Raw genomic sequence first — 23,232 nt, forward strand, 5'->3', positions numbered from 1 at the left:
CTGCTGCTTTGAGGGGGTGTCAAAGGCATTCGGGGCGGAAAGCCAAGCTTCCCGCCCCGACCGCAGTTTCGTCAGGATCAGCTCTTGAAAGAGGCCGTCCAGTAATCTTCGATCTGCTTTACGAGCGCGTCCGGAAGCGGAACGTAATCGAGCGAGGAAGCTTCCTTCTGACCCTTTTCGAGGGCCCACTTGAAGAAGGAGAAAGCAGCCTTGGAGCGTTCAGCGTCCTTGGGTTCCTTGTACATGATCGCCCAGGTGGTTGCCGTGATCGGCCAGGCCTTTTCGCCCGGAGCGTTGGTCATGATCAGGTAGAAATCCTGAGCCTTGCCCCATTCTGCGCTTGCAGCGGCAGCCGAGAAGCTTTCAGCGTTCGGCTTCGGGTACTGGCCGGCAGCATTCTGGATGAGAACGTAGGGCAGCTTGTTCTGCAGAGCGTAGGCGTATTCGACGTAACCGATCGAGTCCTTGACGCGGGTAACGTAAGCAGCAACGCCTTCGTTGCCCTTGCCGCCGATGCCGACCGGCCAGTTGACGGCGGTGCCTTCACCAACCTTCGACTTCCAGTCCGGGTTTACCTTGGAGAAGAAGTTGGTCCAGTTGAAGGACGTGCCCGAGCCGTCCGAACGGTGAACAACGGCAATCTGGCTGTCGGGCAGCTTCAGGCCCGGGTTCAGATCGGCGATGGCCTTGTCGTTCCACTTGGTGACGTTGCCGAGGTAGATGTCAGCGAGGACCTTGCCCGAGAGCTTCAGTTCGCCTGATTTGATGCCCTTGACGTTGATGACGGGAACGATGCCGCCGACAACGAGCGGGAACTGGCCGAAGCCGCCAGCCGTCAGATCTTCCGGCTTGAGCGGGGCGTCAGAAGCGCCGAAGTCAACCGTTGCAGCCTTGATCTGGGCGATACCGCCACCCGAACCAATCGACTGGTAGTTCAGCTTGTCGCCGGTTTCCTTGTTGTAGTCTGCCGACCACTTCGAAAGAACCGGATAGACGAAGGTCGAACCAGCGCCGGTAATATCGGCAGCGGAGGCCGAGACTGCCAGAGCGGCAACCAGGCCGGCGCCGAGGCAGGCCGAAAGAAGTTTCTTGGTGAGCATTTGCGACTCTTCCCTGATGGAACGAAAGGACGACGAGGTCCGGCGCCATGGAGGGGGTGTCCACTGTCAGGGGCGCTGAATTTCCTCGTCACGGGAAGGCGGCTAGGCGTCTATTATTACAGTTTGATGACAGTTTGTGACGGGTGACATGAAATGCAAAGCTGTGCATAAGTCGCTGAAGTCACTGACTTTCCTAATGAATCGCGCATCAACAAAGCCCTAGCAGATGAGGTACAACGCTATTGTCGCAGGGCTGCGGTCGATTGCCGCAGCCCTGTTCGAAAATGTCGCAATCAGACCTTGGAAATCCCGTAGCGGGCGGCAGGCCTGTCGAGAGAAAGGTTCGGGCCAAGCCCATGACGAGCGGCCGTATAGGCGTCAAAATCGGCAATATTGGGCAGTGAAGGGATGGTGATCACCTCGCCCTGATCGAAACCTGCGAGAGCGGCATCCACCATGTCGGTCACGTCCATCACCATGGATGGCGGGAAGCTGTCGAAGGAGCCGCCGACACGCTCGAAGATCTCGGTGCGGGTCAGGCCAGGCAGCACGGCCTGAACCTTGACGCCCTTCGGACCGGCTTCGGCATTCAGCGCATGGGTGAGGTTCAACACGAAAGCCTTGGTGGCGCTGTAGGTGCCGTTGAAACGCTCGGGGATGAGGGCGACGACGGAGGCGATATTGATGACTGCGCCCTTGCCGCGTTCGGCAAAAGTCTGGGCGGCGGCAACGGCAAGCCTATTTGCGGCGACGACGTTCAGTTCGATCATGGTTTCGAGATAATCGATGTCATCTTCGAGCAGCGTGCCCTTCGGGCCGATGCCGGCGTTGTTGACGAGAAGCGTGATGGCCTTGTCGTCGCGCAGACGCTGCTCGACCTTGCGCACATCCTCGCGCTTGGTGAGGTCAGCCGGAAGCACGTCCACCTTGATCCCCTGCTCTGCCGAGAGCTTTTCGGAGAGTGCGTTCAGGCGGGCGGCATCGCGAGCGACGAGCAGAAGATCGTAGCCGCGCTTGGCGAGCCGGTCGGCATAGGTTGCGCCGATGCCCGAAGAGGCGCCGGTAACGAGGGCAGTTCCGAGAGTAGAGCGAGACATGGTTTCATCCTTTCATGACTGGAATTTAGTGGTATATGCCACTATATGTGTAAGGAACCTGGATTTGTGCAAGGGGCGCGACGAAAAATAAACGTAGCGGCGTTTGGCGCGTCATCAATGTGCTAGAGACATCCGCTGCAGGAGAATGATGATGAATGAACGGGCGAAGCTCTTCGAGAGCTGGCAGATCTGCAGCAACAGCGCGCTGAAGCGAGCGACGCGGCAGCTCGGCCAGCTCTATGATGACGTTATCGATGCGAGCGGCCTCAGGGGCACGCAATATACGCTGATGACGCAGATCCATATGAATTCCGGTTCATCGCTTAAGGTTCTGGCCGAAAACATGGTGATGGATCTTTCAGCGCTCGGCCACACGCTGAAGCCGCTGATCCGGGACGGGCTGGTGGAACTCGTGCCCGACGAGAAGGACCGTCGGGTCAAGCGCGCGAAGCTGACGGAAGCCGGCATCAAAAAATGGCAGGAAGCCACCCGGCTCTGGCGGGAAGCGCACGAACGCTTCGAGCAGCTTTTCGGCGAAGAGCAGGCAAAGGCGCTGCGCGACACGCTGAACCTGATTGCCTCGAAGGATTTCGCCGGTCGCTTTCGGGCCGGCGAAGACAAGGGCTGATGCTCGCCTTCAGAGGCGGACTACATAATCCTTGCGAGTCGTTTCAATCACTTCCCAGGTTCCGTTGAAGCCCGGTCTGAGGATGAGGCGATCGCCGGCCTTGAGATGAATAGGTTCGCCGCCGTCTTCGGTCACAATGGAATGACCGGAGAGGACGCTGAAATATTCCCATTCCTCATAGGCGATCCGCCACTTGCCAGGCGTTGCCTCCCAGATGCCGGCATAGAGGCCGCCGTCGGCTTCCTCCAGGTTCCAGGTGCGGAATTGCGGATTGCCGGAAATGATGCGCTCTGCGGCGGGCGCACCGACTTCCGGTACGACACTATCGATATCGAAGGAGATAACGTTTGCCATGGTCACCGCGCCGAGGTCAGAAGTTTCAGGCCGAAGCCCATGAAGATGACGCCGGCCGCAGCATCGAGTGTCTTGCGGCCGCGCGCATAGGCGCCGGCAACGGCGGGGTTGCGCAATACTGTCAGCACGAACGAGTACCAGAGCGAGGAGACTAGAACCATGGTTGCGACAGCAGAAGCACCCTGTATCCAGCTATGTTCGACGGGAAGTGTCGCCGCAAAGAGCGAAGCGACGAAGAAAGCCGATTTCGGATTGGCGAGGTTGGTCGCGAGCCCCGAATAGAAAGCCTGCTTCGTGCCGATCCCTGCCCGTGCTGTTTGCGGCTTTCCATTGCCCGCCTTGTGCCAGGTGTTCCAGACGAGCTTTGCACCGAGGAAGCAGAGATAGAGCCCGCCAGCGACCTTCAGGAACAGATAGGCGAAAGGTGCGGCCGCAAAGAGCGCGCTGATGCCGAGCCAGCCGGCGAGCCCCCAGCAGAAGGTGCCGAGGATAACACCGGCGATGACGGCCACTGCCGCGCTTCGCGAACCCTCCAGCGCCGTCCGGACGACGATGAAGAAGTTGGGGCCTGGCGTGATGGCGGCCACCGCCCAGATGGCCGCAACGGAAAGCAGAAACATGAAGCCTTTTCCTCAGCTGTAGTCCGTCACATAGCTTTGACAGATTTCTCATTGAAATCAAACGGTTTTAGGGATGATAACATCCAACATGTCCGGCAATTTCCGCAAATGATCAGCTTGGCCGCCTTCACGCCAAATCCGTCACGACCAATAAAAGATCGCTGCAATTACAGCGCGCTCCGTGCCTCTCAGCCGGCTTGCCCGAGCGCCTGCGCGGCGGCACGAAGAGCGGGCGTGTCCCTCCCCTCCGTCAGCCGCTCATAAACGGGTCGAAGCAGCCCATCGGCTTCCTCGGTCCGCCCATGCTCCGTCCAGAGCCTCGCCAGATCAGTCGCCGCCCGGATTTCCCAGGCGCCAGCGCCTTGCCTGCGGCTCACGTCCAATGACAACGTGAAACAGGTCTCTGCATCCATGTGGCTCAGTCCGGGTGCAGCCAAAAGAATGCAGCCCCTTAACCGCAGAAGCTCCGGAAGGTAGGAATAGTAGCCCTTTTCCTCGATCAGTTGCTCGGTTTCCTCTGCGAGCTCCCATGCTTCGGCAGATCGCCCGCCGGCCAGAAGGCCCATGATGAGAACGAAGTGGAACCGCACCGTGAAGAGTTCGAAGCGTGTGGCATGAAGATCCTCCAGCTGCTTACGCAGCGCCGTAACGCCGGCTTCGAAGTCACCTCGCCGTATCGCGATCTCGGCCTTGTAGGCATGACCCATGGAGAGATAGGGGCCGAAAGCCTGGGTCTCCGCTCTGGCGATGAAGGAAACCAATTGTTCCTCCGCCACGTCGAAATCGCCGATCCACAGAAGCGTCGCGATCGAACTCAACGAGATCGCGAAGGAGACGGGATGGCGCATCGTTTCCGCATCCTTGAAACATTGGCGGATCACCGCGCGAGCCCGGTCGGTATGGCCTTCCAGCCAGAGATTTGTCGACCAGCCGATCCTGGCCCAGGTGTAGTGATCGAAGCCGTAGTGCATCTGCTTGCTGGCTGGCGAAAGACCGGGCTCGACAACGGGTTTCAGCGTCGCATGTGCTTCAGCGAGGCGCCCGACCAGACAGTAAGAGAGGCCGAGAAGAGCCTTGGATAGTGTGGTCGCCGCAGGATCGCCTATTCGATCGGCGATCTCGGTGCAGCGCTCGGCGTATTCCACGCATAGCCTGAACTCGCCGCTGCGCAGATGGAAGAAGTGGATCGGTCCCAGCAGTCTTGCGGCATTGAGGTCGTCGCCGCGCGCTTCGGCTATCTCCAGACTCCTGTTCAGCGCGGCAGCCGACATCTCGTTGTGGCCTCTCATGAACATCATCGATACTCCGAATGCCGCCTGGAGCTGCATCTCCTCGCTCGTGCCACGGGTGGCATCGTCCAGCGACTGGAGTGCGCGCTCCGTCCATCGTTGGCACTCCGGCAGCAAGCCCATCGCACGGAAGACAGGAGCAACGGAGGCGACAAGGCCGACCCCGAGCGATATATCGCCGTTCTCCCCGAAACACCATTCGAGTGCGCTGCGAACGTTATCGACTGCATTGAAGTGCGGCGCTCGCTCCAAGGGGGTCGAGAGCGACGTCCACTCGCTGCCGTTCTGTTCGAACCAAAGGCGGCAGTAGGCTGCGTGTCGCCTCGCCAGTTCCTGCCACTCGTCGTCCCTGCCGAGTTCGATGACGTAGGCGCGCGTAGTGTCGAGAAGCCGGTAACGCATCATGGCACCGATCGGGCGGGCGGCCACCATCGACTTTTCCACCAGATTGTCGATAGCCGCAAAAACCGAAGCACGATCGAGCGTGTCGTTCGTCACCACCTCCAAAGCGGCATCGAGTGGAAAATTTCCCACGAACACCGCGAGCCTGCGCAGCACCGCACGTTCGGTTTCGGACAGAAGCCCATAGCTCCAGTCGAGGGTGGCCTGCAGCGTTTGCTGGCGCGGCGGGGCTGTCCGCAAACCCTGCCACAGGTGTGTCAGCCTTTGATCGAGCAATGCTGCGGTCTGTTCCAGACCATAGGCCTCGACGCGTCTGGCGGCGAGTTCGATGGCCAGGGCGACCCCATCGAGCTTTCGGCATATGTCGCAGACAATCGCGGCTTCGGCCTCGTTTCCGTCGAGTTGGGCACCGCTGGCTATCGCACGTTCGACGAAAAGCTGCGCTGCCGGATATTGCTGAACGGCCGCTGACGGCGCTTCAGTGACTTCCGGTGGGTATCCCAAAGCATCCAACCTGTAGATGCGCTCGCTGTCGATGCGCAGCGCCTCACGGCTCGTCGCTATCATGTGCACCTGTGGTGCGGCGTCCAGAATGGACGAAGCAATGGTGGCGACCGTTTCCACCAGGTGCTCGCAGGTATCGAGGATCAGGAGAAGGCGTTTGTCCCTGAGAAACCGCATGACATCGGGTGTGGCGTCTTCGGCCTGGACCGAAAGTCCGAGCAGGGCAGCGATCGTCGTCGCAGCAAGTTTCGGATCGGCGACCACGCCGAGATCAACGAACAGCACGTGCCCGGCGAAAACCTCGGCGGCCTGATGGGCTGCCGCAATCGCGACGGTCGTCTTTCCCACTCCGCCCGGGCCGACGATCGTGACGAGCCGGGAATCCGTCAGTTGCGCACCCAGCTTCATGACATCGACGTCACGGCCGACCATTCGGGCGAGCCGTGGCGGAAGGTTCGCATGCGGAAACGCGTCCTCGACGGGCGGGCTATCGCGATGATCGGGCAACGCGGCTGCTGTAGGAGCGACGAAGCAGTAGCCCCTCCCCGCAATCGTGGTGATATAGCGCGCGCCGTCCTGGCCATCCCCGAGGGCCTTGCGTAGTCCGGCCATATGGAAGCGAAGGCTGCCTTCCTCGACGACTGCGTCGGGCCAGACCCTGTCCATCAGTTCCTTCTTGCTGACGATTTCATTTGGGGACGTCACGAGCGCTACAAGAATGTCGAGGGCACGTCCGCCCAGCTCGACAGGGACACCCTCCCTGGTCAGAAGCCTTTCGCCTACCGCCAGCTTGAACGGTCCGAAGCGAATTCCCGTGTTATTCCCGACTGCTACGATCGCCATGGCTCATCCCTCTGGCCGACGTCTGTGCGCTGGCGGACATTAGTCCAGCGGTTCGATCCGTGCCACTACCCGAAGGTATCGAAACGGGAGAAAAACAGTCGATGCGCGAATATCGGCTGGTGTTAACATGCTCCGCTTTCGTCTCCTGACAACAGCTAACAACGCATAACGGGCGCTTCTCGGCATACGGCAGTAGGTTTCAGTCAGCACAAACGTGCAACCGAAACATCCTGATCCCCGAGGAGAAAGCCATGATCAAGACCGAAGTCGCTGATGCAATCGACCAGGACCGCCGCCGTTTTCTCGCCGCTGCCTCCCTGGGCGTGGCGGTTGCAAGTTCAGGCGCGCTTCTGCCATCCCATCTGCTTGCTGCCACAGCCGATGAGGCGATCAAGCCGTTCCACGTTCATTTTCCGAACGAAACCCTCAAAGACCTCCATCGCCGCGTCGCCGCCACACGCTGGCCAGATCGCGAGACGGTGAGCGACCACTCGCAAGGCGTCCAGCTCTCCACCATCAAGAAGCTCGCCGACCACTGGGCCAAGAACTACGACTGGCGCAAGGTCGAGGCGAAGCTCAACTCCTACCCGCAGTTCATCACGAAGATCGATGGGCTGGACATCCACTTCATCCATGTGAAGTCCAAGCACGAAAACGCTTTACCGATCATTATCACCCATGGCTGGCCGGGATCGATCATCGAGCAACTGAAGATCATCGAGCCCTTGACCGATCCAACCGCACACGGCGGCAGCGCCGAAGACGCCTTCCACGTTGTCATTCCCTCGCTTCCCGGCTACGGCTTCTCCGGCAAGCCGACGGAGCCGGGCTGGAATCCGCCGCGCATCGCCAAGGCCTGGGCCGTGCTCATGCAGCGTCTCGGTTACACGAAGTATGTCGCCCAAGGCGGTGACTGGGGCAATGCCGTCACCGAGCTGATGGCGATGCAGGAACCGGCCGGCCTTCTCGGCATCCACACCAACATGGCAGCCACCGTGCCGGCCGATATTGCCAAGCTGCTGTCGTCAGGCGCCCCGGCACCCGACAGCCTCTCGGCCGATGAAAAGCGCGCCTATGAGCAGCTCGACGATTTTTACAAGAACGGCCTCGGTTATGCGATCGAGATGAACAACCGGCCGCAGACGCTCTATGGCATCGTCGACTCCCCGATCGGCCTTGCCGCCTGGATGCTCGATCATGACATCCGCAGCTATGACATGATCGCCCGCGTCTTCGACGGAAAACAGGAAGGGCTTTCGAAGGACGATATCCTCGACAACGTCACGCTCTACTGGCTGACGAATACGGCAATTTCTTCCGCACGACTCTACTGGGACAATGCCCATTTCCCGTCCGGCGGTTTCTTCGATCCGCGCGGCATCAAGATACCGGTCGCCGTCAGCGCCTTCCCCGACGAGATTTACCAGGCTCCGAAGAGCTGGGCCGAGAAGGCCTATCCGCAGCTCATCTTCTACAACCGCCCATCCAAGGGTGGCCACTTCGCAGCCTGGGAGCAGCCCATGTTCCTGACCGAAGATCTGCGCGCCGCGTTCAAGCCGCTTCGCAAATCGATCTGACAACGGTGGCGGCGCGGTGTGCGCCGCCCGACACAGCGATCTCAACCCCTTATCGAAGAAGGAGACAGACAATGCGCGACAATCAGATCGTCGATTCCAGCTTCACCGCCATCATCAATGCGCCGATCGAGAAAATCGACATTCCCAACTGGTGCTACACACTGCCGGAGAAGGAATATCAGGGCTGCTCGCCGGCCCATATCGCCGCCGGCTTCACGACCGCGCCTGACGGCACACGCATGTCGATCAATGTCGAGACGATCGGCGGCAGTCTGATGGTCCAGCACTATGTCGAGACGCTCGGAGAGAAGGATCACCTGATCCTCGATTCAGACTCCGACGTCTTCACGCCGACCGGCCGTGTCACCATCCATGTGACCTGGGAACTGAGCGTCAAGGCGATCGACAAGGACCGCTGCGAGTTCACCAACCGCGTCCAGTCCTTCGCCACCGACGAAATGTTGGCGAACCTGGATCGGCAGGGCATCCCCTTCGAGGTGTTCCGCACGCAGCGCCAGCCGATGTCGATCGCCCATAACAAAGGCGAGACGCCGCTCTTTGCAGCAAGCATCGAGCGCTTTGCGCTTCGTAACCAGTCATCGTCGAGAGCCGCCTGAGCGCCAAAGGAGGATGCGATGACCGAACTGTCCTACGAACACGGCATTACCGGGCTTCTGGTGGTCGACCCGTATAACGACTTCATTTCCGAAGGAGGCAAGATCTGGCCGCGCATTCAGGCGGTTGCCGAGGCCAACAATTGCGTCCCGCACATGGAGCAGATCCTAAAGGCGGCACGGCAGGTCAAACTCCCCGTCTTCTTCGCGATGCATCACCGCTTTCGCGAAGGCGACTACGAGAACTGGAAGTATATCGCCCCCATTCAGAAACTGGCCTGGAAGCGCAAGACCTTCGAGTTCGGCACCTGGGGCGGAGAATTCAAGGCGGAGTTCGTTCCTGCTGCGGGCGAGGTCGTGGCATCGGAGCATTGGTGCTCCAGCGGCTTTGCCAACACCGACCTCGACAACCAGCTCAAAAGGCGGGGCATCCACAGACTGATCGTCATCGGCCTGATCGCGCATACCTGCATCGAGGCAACGGTCCGCTTCGCAGCCGAGCTTGGATATGACGTGACGGTCGTGAAGGACGCGGTCGCCGACTATTCCGACGAGATGATGCATGCGGCGCTGGAAATCAACATGCCGAACTACGCCAGCGCCATCGTGACGACCGAGCAAATCCTCGGAGCACTGGCGGCCATGGAGAACATGGCGCCGGCGGCATAACCGGCCGCATCGAAGGCTGAAGGAGGTCGGCCGAATGGCCGTCCTTAGCGCCCACGGCATTCGCCCAAGCGGTCATAGACTCGCCGACGCGTGACCGAAGAAGCGTACACCCGCCCAAACAGGGGCATCCGCAACGAAAGCAAAAAAGGAGTGCGTCATGGACCAGAAAATGAATCCCAAAGTCCTCTACACCGCAAAGACACACGTCACCGGCGGTCGCGAACACGGTGTCGCCCGCAGTTCCGACGGGCGTCTCGATGTAAGGCTCGGCGTACCGGGCACGGCGCGCATCGGCACCAATCCCGAACAGCTCTTTGCAGCAGGCTGGTCGGCCTGCTTCGAGAGCGCCATCGGGCTCATCGTGCAGAAAAAGCATATCACGCTCGCTGGTGACGTCACGATCGATGCCGAAGTCGATCTCAACCTGTCCGACACTGACGGCTACTCGCTGACCGCTCGCCTGAACGTCGGCATTCCAGGCGTGGAGCGCGATGTCGCCCAGTCGCTGATCGACGAGGCGCACCAGATTTGCCCCTACTCGAAGGCAACGCGTGGAAACATCGACGTCACGATCAAGCTGGTCTGACAAAACCGGCTGACAGCCCCTCGCCGCAGGTCGCGGCCGATGCCAGGAAGGAGTGCGTACAATGACTTCTGCAAATGGTACTGCGCTGATAACAGGCGCATCTTCGGGTATCGGCGCGATCTACGCCGACAGGCTTGCGCGGCGGGGGTTTGACCTCGTCCTGGTGGCCAGAGGGAAAGACGCCCTGGCCAAAGTCGCCCAGGGCATCTCGGAATCGACGGGTAGAGCCGTTACGCCGGTTCCGGCCGATCTCGGCAGGAAGGAGGATCTCCGACGGATCGAAACCATCCTGAGGACCGATCCTTCGATCACCATGCTCGTCAACAATGCAGGCGTCGGTTCCGTCGAGCCGCTCCTGAAAGCCGATGTCGACGACATGGAGCGTATGATCGAGATCAACGTCGTCGCGTTGACCCGCCTCGTCTATGCCGCCGTCCCGGCATTTGCGGAGCGTAAACGCGGCACGATCATAAACCTTGCGTCCGCGCTTGCGCTCGCTCCCGGCATGTTCAACGGTGTCTACGGAGCATCGAAGGCCTTCGTTGTGTCGTTCACGCAGTCGCTCGACAAGGAATTATCCAGCAGCGGCCTGCGCTTCCAGGCCGTCCTTCCAGGCGCAATCGCGACACAGTTCTGGGAAGCCTCCGGAGGTTCGCTGGATCATCTGCCCAGCCGCGCCGTCATGCGCGCGGAAGATGCTGTCGATGCTGCTCTTGCCGGCCTCGACCTCGGTGAATTGGTCACCCTGCCCTCGCTGCCGGATGTATCAGAATGGGAGGCATACGATGCCGCACGCCAGCAACTCATTCCCAAGATTTCCCTGAATGCCCCGGCACAGCGCTACCTCAAGACCGCCCAAACGTAGGCAGCTCAGCCATCCCCGGACATGGCCGCCTAATCACAGTGAAAGGAACCCGCGATGAGATCGTCAGCAATCGTTCTGGCCCGCCGGCCAACTGGCGCACCAGGGCCTGAGCATTTTCGGACCGAGGCGATCGAGATCAACGAGCCGCGTGAGGGCGAAGTCTTGCTTCGTGTCCTCTATCTCTCGCTCGATCCCTATATGCGCGGTCGCATGAGCGACGCCAAATCCTATGCCAAGCCGGTTCCCGTTGGTGGCATCATGGCAGGCGAGACCGTCTGCGAAGTCACGCAGTCCGGGAGCCCGGAATTCAAACCGGGTGATATCGTTCGTGCAATGACGGGATGGTGCACGCACGCGGTCATAGATGCCAACCGAGTTCAGCATGTGAACACCTACGGCGCTCCCATTTCCACTGCGCTTGGCGTTCTTGGCATGCCGGGCTTCACAGCCTATGGCGGGATGAAGGTGATCGGGCAGCCGAAGCCGGGTGAGACAGTGGTGGTTGCCGCTGCATCCGGACCTGTCGGATCACTCGTCGGCCAGCTTGCAATGCGGGCTGGTGCGCGTGCGGTGGGCATCGCGGGAGGCAGGGACAAATGTGACTATGTAAAAGACGCACTGCGCTTCGACGCCGTGGTCGATCACCGCTCAACCGATTTCGTATCTGAGCTTTCCAGTGTCTGCCCCAATGGCGTTGACGTCTACTTCGAAAATGTCGGCGGCCATGTCTGGGATGCGGTGTTTCCGCTCCTGAACCAATATGCCCGCGTGCCTGTCTGCGGACTTATCGCCCAGTACAACGATCCGGGCAAAGGCGAGCAGGATCGGCTCCCTGCCACGATGTCCGCGATCCTGCGCCGGAGCCTTCTTCTGAGGGGCTTTATCAATTCCGAATTCATCCCCACGCACTACGAAGCGTTTCAGCAGGAGATCGGGCCATTGGTCGCGTCTGGCGACATCAAGTACCGCGAGGACGTGGTCGAGGGGCTGGAGCAAGCTCCCGAAGCGTTCATAGGCATGCTCAAGGGCAGCAACTTCGGGAAGCTCCTTGTCCGTGTATCGTGATCTTCAAAACCACCGCATCGCGCCGTGACGGCACGACCGGTCTTTCCTCAGATCTTCGACAGCGACTGCTCGAGGTCGGCGATGATGTCCTTCACATCCTCGATGCCAACGGAGAGGCGCACCACGTCCGGCCCGGCACCAGCGGCGATCCTCTGCTCGTCGGTCAACTGCCGGTGCGTGGTGGAGGCCGGATGGATCACGAGGGAGCGCGTATCGCCGATATTGGCAAGATGCGAGAAGAGCTCCAATCCTTCGACCAGCGCCTTGCCGGCCTCGTAGCCGCCCTTGACGCCGAAGGTGAAGACCGAGCCTGCTCCCTTGGGCGAGTAGCGCTGCTGCAGGGCGTGGTTCGGGTCATCCTCCAGGCCGGAATAATTCACCCAGGCGATCTTGGAATGGGCCTTCAGCCATTTGGCAACATCAATCGCATTGTCGCTATGGCGCTGCATGCGCAGCGGCAGCGTCTCGATGCCGGTCTGGATGAGGAAGGCGTTGAAGGGCGAGATGGCCGGACCGAGGTCGCGCAGGCCGAGCACACGGCAGGCGATCGCGAAGGCGAAATTGCCGAAGGTCTGGTGCAGGACGACGCCATTATATTCCGGCCGCGGGCTGGAGAGCATCGGATAGTTGCCGGTCTTCGACCAGTCGAAGGTGCCGCCATCGACGATGATGCCGCCCATGGAATTGCCATGACCGCCGAGGAACTTGGTCAGCGAATGCACGACGATATCGGCGCCATGTTCGATCGGCCTGATGAGATAGGGTGTCGCCATGGTGTTGTCGACGATCAGCGGCAGGTCGTGGCGGTGGGCGACTTCGGCGATCGCGGCGATATCGACGAAGGTGCCGCCGGGATTGGCGAGGCTCTCGATGAAGATCGCCCGCGTCTTGTCGTCGATCTTGCTCTTGAAATCATCGGGGTCGTCGGAATCGGCCCAGCGCACCTGCCAGCCGAAATTCTCGAAGGCATGGCCGAACTGATTGATCGAGCCGCCATAGAGGCGGCGGGCGGCGACAAAATTCTCGCCGGGACGCATCAGCGTATGGAAGACGATCATCTGCGCGGCATGGCCGGAGGCGACGGCGAGCGCTGCCGTGCCGCCTTCAAGGGCCGCGACGCGTTCCTCCAGAACCGCCTGCGTCGGGTTCATGATGCGGCTATAGATATTGCCGAACTGCTGCAGGCCGAAGAGAGCTGCGGCATGGTCGGAATCGTTGAAGACGAAGGCCGTCGTCTGGTAGATCGGTGTAATCCGCGCGCCGGTCGCCGGATCGGGCTGTGCGCCCGCATGGATTGCCAGCGTGTTGAATCCCGGATCGTTTTTAGCCATGTCGTCCTCCCGTACTGTTGTTGACGGGCGCGATCATAGCCGCTCGAATGTGAAAGTTAACCGCGATCTTTTTCAACCGCGGCGCGTTCCAAGGAAAATCCGTTCTGCTTGACGGCGTCAGCCGAGAAGACGTGGATACTCACAGCGTCAGCCGAAAAGACGCGGATACTCGATCGCCGGGCAACGGTTCATGACGACCTTGATGCCGCCGGCTTCGGCCTTGGCGGCGGCCGCGTCGTCGCTTACGCCGAGTTGCGCCCACACAACCTGCGGGCGGGGCTCGAGTGCCAGCGCCTCGTCCACCACTCCATCAAGATATTCGGATGCGCGGAAGACATCGACCATGTCGACCGGTTCGGGAATGTCGGCGAGACGGGCGTAAACGGTCTGGCCCTGAATCTGCTTGCCCGCCTGCCCCGGATTGACAGGAATGACCTTGTATCCGCGCGACAGGAGATAACCCATGACACCGTTGCTCGGCCGGGCCGGATTGGGCGAAGCCCCCGTCAGCGCGATGGTTTTGACGGATTTCAGAATGCCGGAAAGATAGTCGTCGGCGTAGGCATCATGGTTCATATCTGGTGTCTCCGGTCTGGTGTCTTCAGGAGGCGGATTTGACAGTCGCGATTCATTGAAACCGGGCGGCTCGTTTCAACGTATATAGGTGCCGGAAATATCAGGGAGAAATTATGCCATGAAAAAAATAATCCTTGCGCTCGCGCTCGTGCTAGCTGCCTCGCCGACGCTTGCGATCTCACGCTACAATCCGCTTGCCATGAGCTGCCAGAGCGTGCGGGCGGCGATCCACAACGAAGGCGCCGTCATCTTTCGCTATACCTCGCCGCGCGGCCTTCCTCTCTACGACCGCTATGTCCGCAACAGCAACTATTGCGACGCGACCGATTATGCGGAATGGACGAGCATTCCCTCCAGGGACAATCCCAAGTGCCGGGTGCTGAACTGCCAGAATATCGACAACCTGGACGGGATGCTGCTCATTCCACACTATAGTCTCTAACTCTGCATTTATTCGGAATTGCGAATACTATCGGTCCTTTCGCACCTGCGAAAGGACCGGACGATCAATCTGGGGATACAAAATATCGTGAGCACCTCTTCTGGTTGTTAATTTATAATCATTTCAAAGTTATAGAATAATGTCTATATTTCAGCATCATAGGATTGTCGACACTCTCTTTCTACAGATGAATTTCACCTTTCATACATAATTTGATCACGATATGTTCATGTGTCCATTAGCGACATCTCATAGTTGTGTGAGCTGAGCGTAATTGAACGTATTTCGAGCGCACGCAAAAATTGCTACAACGATGGGCAATTGTTCACCTGATCAATCCATGCTATTGAAAATTCGACCGTGCGGAGTACACCTTCCAGGGCAAATCACGCAAACCCAGGTTGTTATTTCAAGGCAGGTTCAAACGGGAAAGCTGTGATGTTTTCCCCAATCTTGTTGCACTGCTCCTGGACCATCCACCTTGCCCCTCGATGTTCTTCTTCTCGTCCTTTTCGGTGCTCTTCTGCATGCGACATGGAATGCCATCATCAAAGCCGGCAAGGACAAGTCGCTTGATGCGGCGCTGATCTCTGCAGGCGGCGCAGTCGCCTCGCTACCTTTCCTGCCGTTGCTCCCCCTGCCGCAGCCGCAGGCCTGGCCCTTCATCGGCGCTTCCGCCATCCTGCAATTTGCCTATTTCCAGCTGGTCGCCGCTGCCTACAGGGCCGGCGATATCGGCCTGGTCTATCCGCTGATGCGTGGCGGCGCGCCCCTGCTCATCGTCGCCACCAGCGGCTTTATCCTGGGAGAGCATCTGACGGGTGGAGCGCTTGCCGGAACCATGACGATCTGTGTTGGCATCCTGACGCTCGCCTTCGAAGCCCGCCACGGCAGCCACCACGCGATTATGCTGGCGCTCATCAACGCCTGCGTCATCGCCACCTATACCTATGTGGACGGCATCGGCGCCCGGCTTTCGGGCAATGCGATTTCCTACACGCTGTGGATGTCGCTTCTGCCGCCGGTTCTGCTCTTTGCCTGGGCGCTTTCACGGCGCGGTCTGTTGACTGTCGCCACTCACGTCAGGCGCAACTGGTGGCGCGGACTGATCGGCGGGGCGGGCTCGATCGCCTCCTACGGGCTGGCGCTCTGGGCGATGACGAAGGCCCCGGTTGCGACGGTGGCGGCGCTGCGGGAAACCGCCATCCTGTTTGCGCTTGTCATCTCGGTTCTCGTGCTGAAGGAGAAAGCCAGCATCTGGCGTTATCTCGCCGGCATCATCATCGCGCTCGGCGGGCTGATCCTGAAACTTGCCTGATCATTCGCCCTTCCATTCGGGCGTGCGCTTGCCGAGGAAGGCGCCGATGCCCTCTTGCGCATCATCGGTCAGCATGCTGTCGACCATCACGCTCGCGGCATAATCGTAGGCTTCCGCGACGGGCATTTCGAGCTGCTTGTAAAAGGTTTCCTTGCCGATCCTCAGCGCCTGCGGCGACTTCGAAGCGATGACGGAAGCGTATTTGTTGACCACCTGCGTGAGGTACTGCTTTGGCACGATACGGTTTACCAGACCGAAATCCTTTGCAGTCGAGGCGTCGATCGTCTCGCCCGTCAGCAACATTTCCATCGCCTGCTTGCGGTGAGCGGCGCGCGAAACGGCGACAGCCGGCGTCGAGCAGAAAAGCCCGATATTGACGCCTGGCGTGCAGAAGGTGGAGGTATCCGTGCAGATCGCGAGATCGCAGCTCGCGACGAGCTGGCAGCCCGCTGCGGTCGCGAGCCCATCGATCTCGGCGATAACAGGCTTTGGCAGGCGATTGATCTCCAGCATCATGTCGGCGGCCAGCGCAAAGGCCTCTTCGAAGAAGGCGACACCTTCGTCCTCGTCGGCGCGATGAGCGGTCAGCTCCTTGAGGTCATGACCGGCGGAAAAGACATTGCCGGTCGAAGCGATGACGACGATGCGCACGTCCTCGTCGTCCGCCGCACCCTGCAGCTCGCCCATCAGCGTTTCCATGACTGATATCGACAGAGCATTGGCCGGCGGATTGTTGAGCGTCAGGCGCAATATGCCACCGGAAAGCTGGCGGAGCACAAGTGCGCCCTCGCCTGAATTGTTGTTGTCCCTGCGGAAGGATACGATCTCGGCCATTGCATGTTCCTGTGCGCTGTCTATATCCCGCTTTTGTGCCACAAGGGTGGGGCGATTTCGAGCCGAATACCGCAATGCGACGGCCTCGAAGGGCGAAACTTCCTGTTTTCAGGCGCCCTAAAATGGGGTATGCACATACCACACTGTTAAACTATTGTTTTTACTTACTTATTTTTCTGATAGTCAAAATGGCTTGTATTGACCGGCTAATCGATTGTCGCTATAAGCCGCGCCGGAAATGCAGCCTTTGCGGGCTGCTTTCTTTTTGGTCTGTCTTACGGCCGACCAACCAAGCAACAAGAAACGCCCCTCGCCTTCGGGCATGGGGATCCAAGAGAGAGTAACAATTATGGCAACCTTCTCCCAGAAGCCTGCAGAGGTGGAGAAGAAGTGGGTCATCATCGACGCCGAAGGGCTCGTCGTTGGTCGTCTCGCTTCCGTCATCGCTATGCGTCTGCGTGGCAAGCACAAGGCAACCTTCACGCCTCACGTTGACGACGGCGACAATGTTATCGTCATCAACGCTGACAAGGTCGTTTTCACCGGCAAGAAGTATTCTGACAAGGTTTACTACTGGCACACCGGTTATGCCGGCGGTATCAAGGAGCGTACGGCTCGCCAGATCATCGAAGGCCGCTTCCCGGAGCGCGTCCTCGAGAAGGCTGTTGAGCGCATGGTTCCCCGCGGCCCGCTCGGCCGTCGCCAGATGAAGAACCTGCGCGTCTACTCCGGCCCGAACCATCCCCACGAAGCCCAGCAGCCGTCCGTCCTCGACGTCGCCTCGCTGAACAAGAAGAACGTAAGGAGCGCCTGATAGTGGCTGACCTCTCTTCCCTGAAGGATCTCGGCACGTCGTCTGAAGTAGCTGCTGCTGCTCCGGCTCACGTCCGCAAGGTCGACTCGCTTGGCCGTTCCTACGCGACCGGCAAGCGCAAGAACGCTGTTGCCCGCGTCTGGGTCAAGCCAGGCTCCGGCAAGATCATCGTCAACGGCAAGGAATTCGCGGAATACTTCGCTCGTCCGGTTCTGCAGATGATCCTGCGCCAGCCGATCGTTGCTGCTGCCCGCGACGGCCAGTTCGACATCGTTGCAACCGTTGCCGGCGGCGGTCTTTCCGGCCAGGCCGGTGCCGTTCGCCACGGTCTTTCGAAGGCCCTCACCTACTTCGAACCGGGCCTGCGCCCGGTCCTGAAGAAGGGTGGCTTCCTGACCCGCGACAGCCGCGTCGTCGAACGTAAGAAGTACGGTAAGGCCAAGGCCCGCCGTTCGTTCCAGTTCTCGAAGCGCTAATCGCTTTCGGACATGCTTTTATGGAAAGGCCGGGTTTTCGCCCGGCCTTTTCGTTTATTCGGGCTTGTTGAAGAAAGCCTCAAGCCGATATCCATCGGGATCGATGATGAAGGCGGCATAATAGAACTGGCTGTAGTCCGGACGGATGCCCGGCGCACCATTGTCCTCGCCGCCATTGGCAAGCGCTGCGGCATAAAAGGCATTGACGGCCTCCTCACTCTTGGCGACGAAGCAGAAATGCAGTCCAGAGCCGCGATCGGCCGGCACCGGGCGCTCCACTTCACTCACCCAGAAGGCAGGCCTCTCGGCGCCGTATCCCATCGTTCCGTCGAAATTCGACAGCCGCTCATAGCCGAGCGGCGCCAGCGCCGCATCGTAAAACTGGCGCGATCTATCGAGGCTTTTTACCCCGATTGAAATGTGGTCGAACATTGCCCATGGCTCCTTCCTGGTTCGGTCGGCGCAGCTTCTTGGAAGCGGTTCGCGAAGTCAACGCGCCACACTCACCTATTGTCGCCGGTACTGCCGGCTGCTAAAGCCGCATCAGATTTCAAATCGGACAAGACAGGACCTGACATGGGAGCCACCCCGTCCGCAGACAGATAGGCCGCAGCAACCTTTTGAAGTTGTTGCGGCATCTGTCCGATCAATCCAGACTGCGATGAGAAGGCAGATCGCCGACGGATGAACTCATTCGAGCGGATGAATACCTATGCCTTCCCAAAACAGGAACTGGACTTGCTCCCTGCCGGCAGCGCTGCTGCTTCTGGCGCCCTTCGATATCCTGGCCTCGCTTGCCATGGATATCTACCTCCCCGTCGTCCCGACGATGCCTGAAGCACTCGGCACATCGGCGACAGTCGTTCAACTGACGCTCAGCCTCTACATGCTGATCCTCGGCGCCGGACAGATGCTCTTCGGCCCTCTGTCGGACCGGATCGGCCGGCGCCCGGTGCTGCTTGTCGGCGCGCTGCTGTTTGCGGCCTCTTCGCTGCTGCTCGCAGCCACGTCGTCGGCCGCACTGTTTGTCGTGCTGCGTCTGTTGCAGGCGGCGGGCGCGTCGGCGGCACTTGTGGCGACCTTCGCAACGGTGCGCGATGTCTATGCCGCGAGGCCGGAAGGCGCCGTCATCTACAGCCTGCTTGGCGCGATCCTCTCCTTCGTGCCGGCGCTCGGACCGATCGCCGGTGCACTGATTGCCGATCATGTTGGGTGGCGTGCCATCTTCCTGCTGCTCGGCGGACTGATGCTTGCGGCAATCCTCAATGCATTTAGAGGCTGGCACGAAACGAGACCTGCGGCATCGGCCAATGCAACGATCAGCATGCGCGCCATCCTGGCGAATGCGCATTTCTGGACCTACACGATGGGCTTCAGCGCGGCGATGGGAGCCTTCTTCGTGTTCTTTTCCACCGCACCTCGTGTGCTGATCGATCATGCCGGCTTTTCCGGTCTCGCCTTCAGCCTTTCCTTCGCAACGGCCGCAGCGGTGATGATCATATCCGCACGCTTCGCCGGACGCTTCGTCGCGCGATGGGGAATGGCCGGCAGCCTTGCCCGCGGCATGGGCCTGCTTCTTGTAGGCGCATTGCTCCTCGGCATCGGCGAAGTGTTGCTTGCTCCCTCATTCGCCAGCTTCGTTCTGCCGATGTGGGTGATTGCCGTCGGCATCGTGCTGACGACTGCAGTCACAGCGAACGGTGCGCTGGCGGCCTTTGGCCAAACAGCCGGAACGGCGGTTGCGCTCTATTTCTGCGTCGAAAGCCTGATCGTCGGCTGCATCGGCACGCTCTTCGTGCTGCTGTTGGATGGCAATACGGCATGGCCGCTCGCCGGCTATTGCGCGGTGACGGGTATCGTCACCCTACTTGCGCTGCGCCGTATCCGCGCCCGCGGCTGAGATCAAAGGGCGGCGGAGAAGATCCGCCGCCCTGCCTTGAAATCTGCCGGAACCTCGCCTACCCCTTCCTGCAGAGACAAGGAATCCGAGCATGTCCTCCACCCAGCCATCACCCTTCGCCACCACGCCCGAACCGCCCTATTACGTCGTGACCTTCTCCTCCGTTCGCACCGAGGGCGACAATGGTTACGGCGCGATGGCAGACCGGATGGCGGAACTGGCACTGCAGCAGCCGGGCTGTCTCGGGGCCGAAAGCGCGCGGGATGCCGATGGCTTCGGCATCACCAATTCCTACTGGGCCGACGAGGAAAGCCTGAAGGCGTGGAAACAGGTGGCAAACCATCTTGCCGCCCAGCAGCTCGGCCGCAAGCGCTGGTACAAGCAATATAAGGTTCGCATTGCGCGGGTAGAACGCGCTTACGAATTTATCGCAGAGGAAGAAGCCTCCCATGGTGAATAAGACCATCGACCATGCCTTCACGGCACAGAGCCTGACATCGGCTGCCTCCGACCCGACCTTTGCCGGCGCGCTTTCCTTCATGCGCCGCCGCTTCACCAAGGATCTTACAGGAGCCGATGCCGTCGTCTGGGGTATTCCTTTCGATGCCGCGACCTCCAACCGGCCGGGCACGCGTTTCGGGCCGCAGGCGATCCGCCGGGCTTCCGCAATCTTCGACAATGATCCGCAATATCCGTTCCAGCGTGATCTCTTCGCCGAGATGGCCGTGATCGACTACGGCGACTGCCTGCTCGACTACGGCAACCATCAGGATACACCCGCCGCCATCGAGCGGCAGGCGAGCGCCATTCTCGACAGCGGCGCCTTCCTGCTGACCCTCGGCGGCGACCACTATGTCACCTGGCCGCTCTTGAAGGCGCATGTCGACCGCCACGGCCCGCTGGCGCTCGTGCAGTTCGACGCGCATCAGGACACCTGGTTGGACGATGAGCGCCGCATCGACCACGGCTCGTTCGTGGCCCGTGCGGTCCGCGCCGGCCTTATCGATCCCGACCGCTCGATCCAGATCGGTATCCGCACTCATGCGCCAGAGGATTTCGGCATCCATCTTCTCTATGGCCATCAGGTCGAGGAAATGAGCGCGACGGACATCGCATCGACGATTATCGCGCATACGAAGGGTTCGCCCGCCTACCTGACCTTCGATATCGACTGCCTGGATCCGGCCTTTGCGCCCGGCACCGGCACTCCGGTTGCCGGCGGTCCTTCAAGCGCGAAGATCCTCTCCGTGCTGCAGCGACTGAAGCAACTCGACATCCGCGGCGCCGACGTCGTCGAAGTCTCTCCGCCCTATGACCATGCCGACATCACCGCCATTGCGGGGGCGACGGTCGCAATGTATATGCTGGGCCTCCACGCCGAACGGCGCGCGACGGCAGGATGACTGCTGTTATCAAATTGATTCAACTTCATGGCAAACTGATTCCGGAAACAATCCGAACCCACTGAAAGTGCAGGATAATCATGGCAGCAAAGATCTTCATCGATGGCGAGGCTGGAACGACGGGTCTGCAGATCCGCGAGCGTCTGGCGGAGCGCCGCGATCTTGAGCTGCTGTCGATCCCGACCGAAAGCCGCAAGGACAAGGCGGTGCGTGCTGCCCTGCTCAACGACGCCGATATTGCCATCCTCTGCCTGCCTGACGACGCGGCCAAGGAAAGCGTCAGTCTGATCGAGAACGACCGTACCAAGGTTATCGACGCTTCGACTGCGCATCGCGTCGCCGAGGGCTGGGCCTATGGCTTTCCGGAAATGAGCAAGGAGCAGGCCGGCGTCATCGGCTCGGCCAAGCGCGTCGCCAATCCCGGCTGCTGGCCGCAAGGCCCGATCGCCACGCTGCGCCCGCTGATCGAAGCCGGCCTCGTACCGGCCGATTTCCCGGTCACGGTCAACGGCATTTCTGGTTACACCGGCGGCGGCCGCACCATGATCGAGGATTACGTCGCCAAGGGTGAGGATGCGCCTGAATACATGCCCTATGGCCTGAGCTTCAAGCACAAGCACCTGCCGGAGCTGCAGCGCTACGCCAAGCTTGGACGCGTGCCCTTTTTCCAACCGGTCGTCGGCAATTTCGCGCAGGGCATGGTCGTGACCGTGCCGCTGCAGCTCTCGCATCTGCCCAAGGTGCCGAAGGGTGCCGATCTGCATGCCGCTATCGCCGACTATTATGCAGGCATCAAGGGTTTCGTCGAGGTCGCCCCCTTGGAGGTGTCGGAGCGCACGCCGGAACTCAACCCGGAAATCTACAACAACACCAACCGCATGCGCCTGCACGTCTTTGCCAATGACGATATCGCGCAGGCGCTGCTCGTCGCCGTCTACGATAATCTCGGCAAGGGCGCTTCCGGTGCCGCCGTCCAGAATATGGACCTGATGCTGGGCGCCTGATATCAGGCATTTGCCTGTTGTCAGGCGATTGCGTTAAGACAGGGCCTCCCGCCCTGTCTCTCCCCGAAATACGGAGCCCGATCGATGACGCTGGAAGCGCTGATGGCCGGCCTGCGCGCCTGGTTTGATGCAGCGCTGCCCGATCGCGGCATCTACGCGCTTATCATATTTGCTTTCGTCGCCGGCCTCGCTCGCGGCTTTTCCGGTTTCGGCGCAGCACTCATCTTCATTCCGCTTGCCGGTGCCGTCATCGGGCCAAAACTCACCTCCCCTGTACTGCTCGTCATCGACGGGCTTGCGACGCTCGGCATGATCCCCGCCGCATGGCGCGGGGCGGACAGGCGCGAGGTCTTCACGATGGCAGCAGGTGCCGCTCTCGGTGTTCCGGCCGGAACTGCGGTTTTGGCGCTTATGGACCCGCTGTTGTTGCGCTGGATCATCTCGGCGATCGCCATCTCCCTACTGGCGCTGCTTGTCTCCGGCTGGCGCTATCATGGCAAGCCGGTCGCTCCGCTCAGCGCGGCGATCGGCCTCATTGCCGGTCTCTTCAGCGGCGCGGCGCAGCTCGGCGGGCCGCCTGTTGTCGCTTACTGGCTCGGCGGCAAGAGCAACTTCACGCGTGTGCGCTCGAACGTCATCCTGTACTTTTCGATCTCCACGGTCTTCAGCTTCGTCAGCTATTATTTCGGCGGACTGTTCGTCTCCACGGTCTTTGCGCTTACTATCGTCACGCTGCCCGCCTATGCCGTTGGCCTCTGGGGCGGCTCGAAGCTGTTCGGGTTCGCCAAGGAAAGCACCTTCCGCATGACCTGCTACATTCTGATCGCAGCCTCGGCGATCGGCGGCATGCCTGTCTTCGACAGTCTGCTTCGGTAGTCCCCGATACGATTGCCCGCCTGCTATGAAAGCCTTACACTCTCC

The 23,232-nt window shown here is 60.4% G+C and carries 25 protein-coding genes; 16 read left to right on the plus strand and 9 right to left on the minus strand.

Features of this window, described 5'->3' with window-relative positions; translation table 11 throughout:
• Positions 1-77: 77 nt before the first annotated feature.
• Both pstS and AC1DM5_RS18170 read right to left on the minus strand, forming a co-directional pair.
• Positions 78-1,100 carry a phosphate ABC transporter substrate-binding protein PstS gene (pstS, locus tag AC1DM5_RS18165; RefSeq protein ID WP_477823545.1) on the minus strand — a complete coding sequence of 341 codons (1,023 nt, stop codon included), beginning with the start codon at positions 1,098-1,100 and terminating at the stop codon, positions 78-80.
• Between the two features lie 293 nt (positions 1,101-1,393).
• Positions 1,394-2,197 carry an SDR family NAD(P)-dependent oxidoreductase gene (locus tag AC1DM5_RS18170; protein WP_477823546.1) on the minus strand — a complete coding sequence of 268 codons (804 nt, stop codon included), beginning with the start codon at positions 2,195-2,197 and terminating at the stop codon, positions 1,394-1,396.
• A gap of 151 nt (positions 2,198-2,348) precedes the next feature.
• Here AC1DM5_RS18170 and AC1DM5_RS18175 point away from each other — a divergent pair, with 151 nt between their 5' ends.
• A complete protein-coding gene (locus tag AC1DM5_RS18175) occupies positions 2,349-2,825 on the plus strand; it encodes a MarR family winged helix-turn-helix transcriptional regulator (RefSeq protein ID WP_477823547.1) in 477 nt (158 codons plus the stop codon).
• A gap of 9 nt (positions 2,826-2,834) precedes the next feature.
• Here AC1DM5_RS18175 and AC1DM5_RS18180 read toward each other — a convergent pair whose 3' ends face one another.
• From AC1DM5_RS18180 to AC1DM5_RS18190, 3 genes are all read right to left on the minus strand, one after another.
• Positions 2,835-3,179: a cupin domain-containing protein gene (locus tag AC1DM5_RS18180; protein ID WP_477823548.1), complete on the minus strand. Its 345-nt coding sequence runs from the start codon at positions 3,177-3,179 to the stop codon at positions 2,835-2,837.
• A gap of 2 nt (positions 3,180-3,181) precedes the next feature.
• Positions 3,182-3,799, minus strand: coding sequence for a LysE family transporter (locus AC1DM5_RS18185; RefSeq protein WP_477823549.1), 618 nt, complete (start codon positions 3,797-3,799; stop codon positions 3,182-3,184).
• A gap of 188 nt (positions 3,800-3,987) precedes the next feature.
• On the minus strand, positions 3,988-6,837 hold the full coding sequence (locus tag AC1DM5_RS18190) for an ATP-binding protein (protein WP_477975384.1): 2,850 nt from the start codon (positions 6,835-6,837) through the stop codon (positions 3,988-3,990).
• A 251-nt stretch (positions 6,838-7,088) separates the two neighbouring features.
• Between AC1DM5_RS18190 and AC1DM5_RS18195 the strand changes: the two genes are divergently transcribed.
• The 6 genes from AC1DM5_RS18195 to AC1DM5_RS18220 all read left to right on the plus strand — a co-directional run bounded on the left by AC1DM5_RS18195 (position 7,089) and on the right by AC1DM5_RS18220 (position 12,213).
• Positions 7,089-8,414 carry an epoxide hydrolase family protein gene (locus AC1DM5_RS18195; RefSeq protein ID WP_477975386.1) on the plus strand — a complete coding sequence of 442 codons (1,326 nt, stop codon included), beginning with the start codon at positions 7,089-7,091 and terminating at the stop codon, positions 8,412-8,414.
• Positions 8,415-8,485: 71 nt separating this feature from the next.
• Positions 8,486-9,031 carry a hypothetical protein gene (locus tag AC1DM5_RS18200; RefSeq protein ID WP_477823552.1) on the plus strand — a complete coding sequence of 182 codons (546 nt, stop codon included), beginning with the start codon at positions 8,486-8,488 and terminating at the stop codon, positions 9,029-9,031.
• 18 nt (positions 9,032-9,049) lie between these two features.
• Positions 9,050-9,697, plus strand: a complete 648-nt coding sequence (locus AC1DM5_RS18205) for a cysteine hydrolase family protein (protein WP_477823553.1) — start codon at positions 9,050-9,052, stop codon at positions 9,695-9,697.
• Between the two features lie 157 nt (positions 9,698-9,854).
• Positions 9,855-10,283, plus strand: coding sequence for an organic hydroperoxide resistance protein (locus AC1DM5_RS18210; RefSeq protein ID WP_477823554.1), 429 nt, complete (start codon positions 9,855-9,857; stop codon positions 10,281-10,283).
• A gap of 61 nt (positions 10,284-10,344) precedes the next feature.
• Positions 10,345-11,148: an SDR family NAD(P)-dependent oxidoreductase gene (locus AC1DM5_RS18215; protein WP_477975388.1), complete on the plus strand. Its 804-nt coding sequence runs from the start codon at positions 10,345-10,347 to the stop codon at positions 11,146-11,148.
• A 54-nt stretch (positions 11,149-11,202) separates the two neighbouring features.
• Positions 11,203-12,213, plus strand: a complete 1,011-nt coding sequence (locus AC1DM5_RS18220; protein ID WP_477823556.1) for an NADP-dependent oxidoreductase — start codon at positions 11,203-11,205, stop codon at positions 12,211-12,213.
• A 47-nt stretch (positions 12,214-12,260) separates the two neighbouring features.
• On the opposite strand, the gene AC1DM5_RS18225 is transcribed toward AC1DM5_RS18220, so the two are convergent.
• The gene (locus AC1DM5_RS18225) at positions 12,261-13,544 is read right to left on the minus strand and encodes an O-acetylhomoserine aminocarboxypropyltransferase (RefSeq protein WP_477823557.1); all 1,284 of its coding nucleotides are present in this window, start codon (positions 13,542-13,544) and stop codon (positions 12,261-12,263) included.
• A gap of 147 nt (positions 13,545-13,691) precedes the next feature.
• Entirely contained in the window at positions 13,692-14,120 is a 429-nt protein-coding gene (locus tag AC1DM5_RS18230; RefSeq protein ID WP_007819848.1) for a CoA-binding protein, read from the minus strand.
• Positions 14,121-14,238: 118 nt separating this feature from the next.
• On the opposite strand from AC1DM5_RS18230, the gene AC1DM5_RS18235 reads away from it, so the two are divergent.
• Positions 14,239-14,562: a hypothetical protein gene (locus AC1DM5_RS18235; RefSeq protein WP_477823558.1), complete on the plus strand. Its 324-nt coding sequence runs from the start codon at positions 14,239-14,241 to the stop codon at positions 14,560-14,562.
• Between the two features lie 481 nt (positions 14,563-15,043).
• The gene (locus AC1DM5_RS18240) at positions 15,044-15,880 is read left to right on the plus strand and encodes an EamA family transporter (RefSeq protein ID WP_477823559.1); all 837 of its coding nucleotides are present in this window, start codon (positions 15,044-15,046) and stop codon (positions 15,878-15,880) included.
• On the opposite strand, the gene AC1DM5_RS18245 is transcribed toward AC1DM5_RS18240, so the two are convergent.
• Positions 15,881-16,714, minus strand: coding sequence for an enoyl-CoA hydratase (locus tag AC1DM5_RS18245; RefSeq protein ID WP_477823560.1), 834 nt, complete (start codon positions 16,712-16,714; stop codon positions 15,881-15,883). It lies immediately after the preceding gene.
• A gap of 349 nt (positions 16,715-17,063) precedes the next feature.
• Here AC1DM5_RS18245 and rplM point away from each other — a divergent pair, with 349 nt between their 5' ends.
• Both rplM and rpsI read left to right on the plus strand, forming a co-directional pair.
• Positions 17,064-17,528, plus strand: coding sequence for a 50S ribosomal protein L13 (rplM, locus tag AC1DM5_RS18250; protein WP_477823561.1), 465 nt, complete (start codon positions 17,064-17,066; stop codon positions 17,526-17,528).
• 2 nt (positions 17,529-17,530) lie between these two features.
• Positions 17,531-18,004 (plus strand): 30S ribosomal protein S9, encoded by a 474-nt coding sequence (gene rpsI / locus AC1DM5_RS18255; RefSeq protein WP_477823562.1) that lies wholly within the window; start codon positions 17,531-17,533, stop codon positions 18,002-18,004.
• 54 nt (positions 18,005-18,058) lie between these two features.
• On the opposite strand, the gene AC1DM5_RS18260 is transcribed toward rpsI, so the two are convergent.
• On the minus strand, positions 18,059-18,436 hold the full coding sequence (locus AC1DM5_RS18260; protein ID WP_477823563.1) for a VOC family protein: 378 nt from the start codon (positions 18,434-18,436) through the stop codon (positions 18,059-18,061).
• A 280-nt stretch (positions 18,437-18,716) separates the two neighbouring features.
• Between AC1DM5_RS18260 and cml the strand changes: the two genes are divergently transcribed.
• The 5 genes from cml to AC1DM5_RS18285 all read left to right on the plus strand — a co-directional run bounded on the left by cml (position 18,717) and on the right by AC1DM5_RS18285 (position 23,187).
• Positions 18,717-19,904 carry a CmlA/FloR family chloramphenicol efflux MFS transporter gene (gene cml, locus AC1DM5_RS18265; protein ID WP_477823564.1) on the plus strand — a complete coding sequence of 396 codons (1,188 nt, stop codon included), beginning with the start codon at positions 18,717-18,719 and terminating at the stop codon, positions 19,902-19,904.
• A gap of 91 nt (positions 19,905-19,995) precedes the next feature.
• Entirely contained in the window at positions 19,996-20,364 is a 369-nt protein-coding gene (locus AC1DM5_RS18270; RefSeq protein ID WP_477823565.1) for an antibiotic biosynthesis monooxygenase family protein, read from the plus strand.
• Positions 20,354-21,307 (plus strand): agmatinase, encoded by a 954-nt coding sequence (gene speB, locus AC1DM5_RS18275; protein ID WP_477823566.1) that lies wholly within the window; start codon positions 20,354-20,356, stop codon positions 21,305-21,307. The genes AC1DM5_RS18270 and speB overlap by 11 nt, the downstream gene beginning before the upstream one ends.
• 80 nt (positions 21,308-21,387) lie before the next feature.
• Positions 21,388-22,311, plus strand: coding sequence for an N-acetyl-gamma-glutamyl-phosphate reductase (gene argC, locus AC1DM5_RS18280; protein ID WP_477823567.1), 924 nt, complete (start codon positions 21,388-21,390; stop codon positions 22,309-22,311).
• Positions 22,312-22,395: 84 nt separating this feature from the next.
• Positions 22,396-23,187 (plus strand): sulfite exporter TauE/SafE family protein, encoded by a 792-nt coding sequence (locus AC1DM5_RS18285; protein ID WP_477823568.1) that lies wholly within the window; start codon positions 22,396-22,398, stop codon positions 23,185-23,187.
• The last annotated feature ends 45 nt before the right edge of the window (positions 23,188-23,232 follow it).

The sequence above is a fragment of the Rhizobium sp. 01T437 genome (assembly GCF_056398505.1).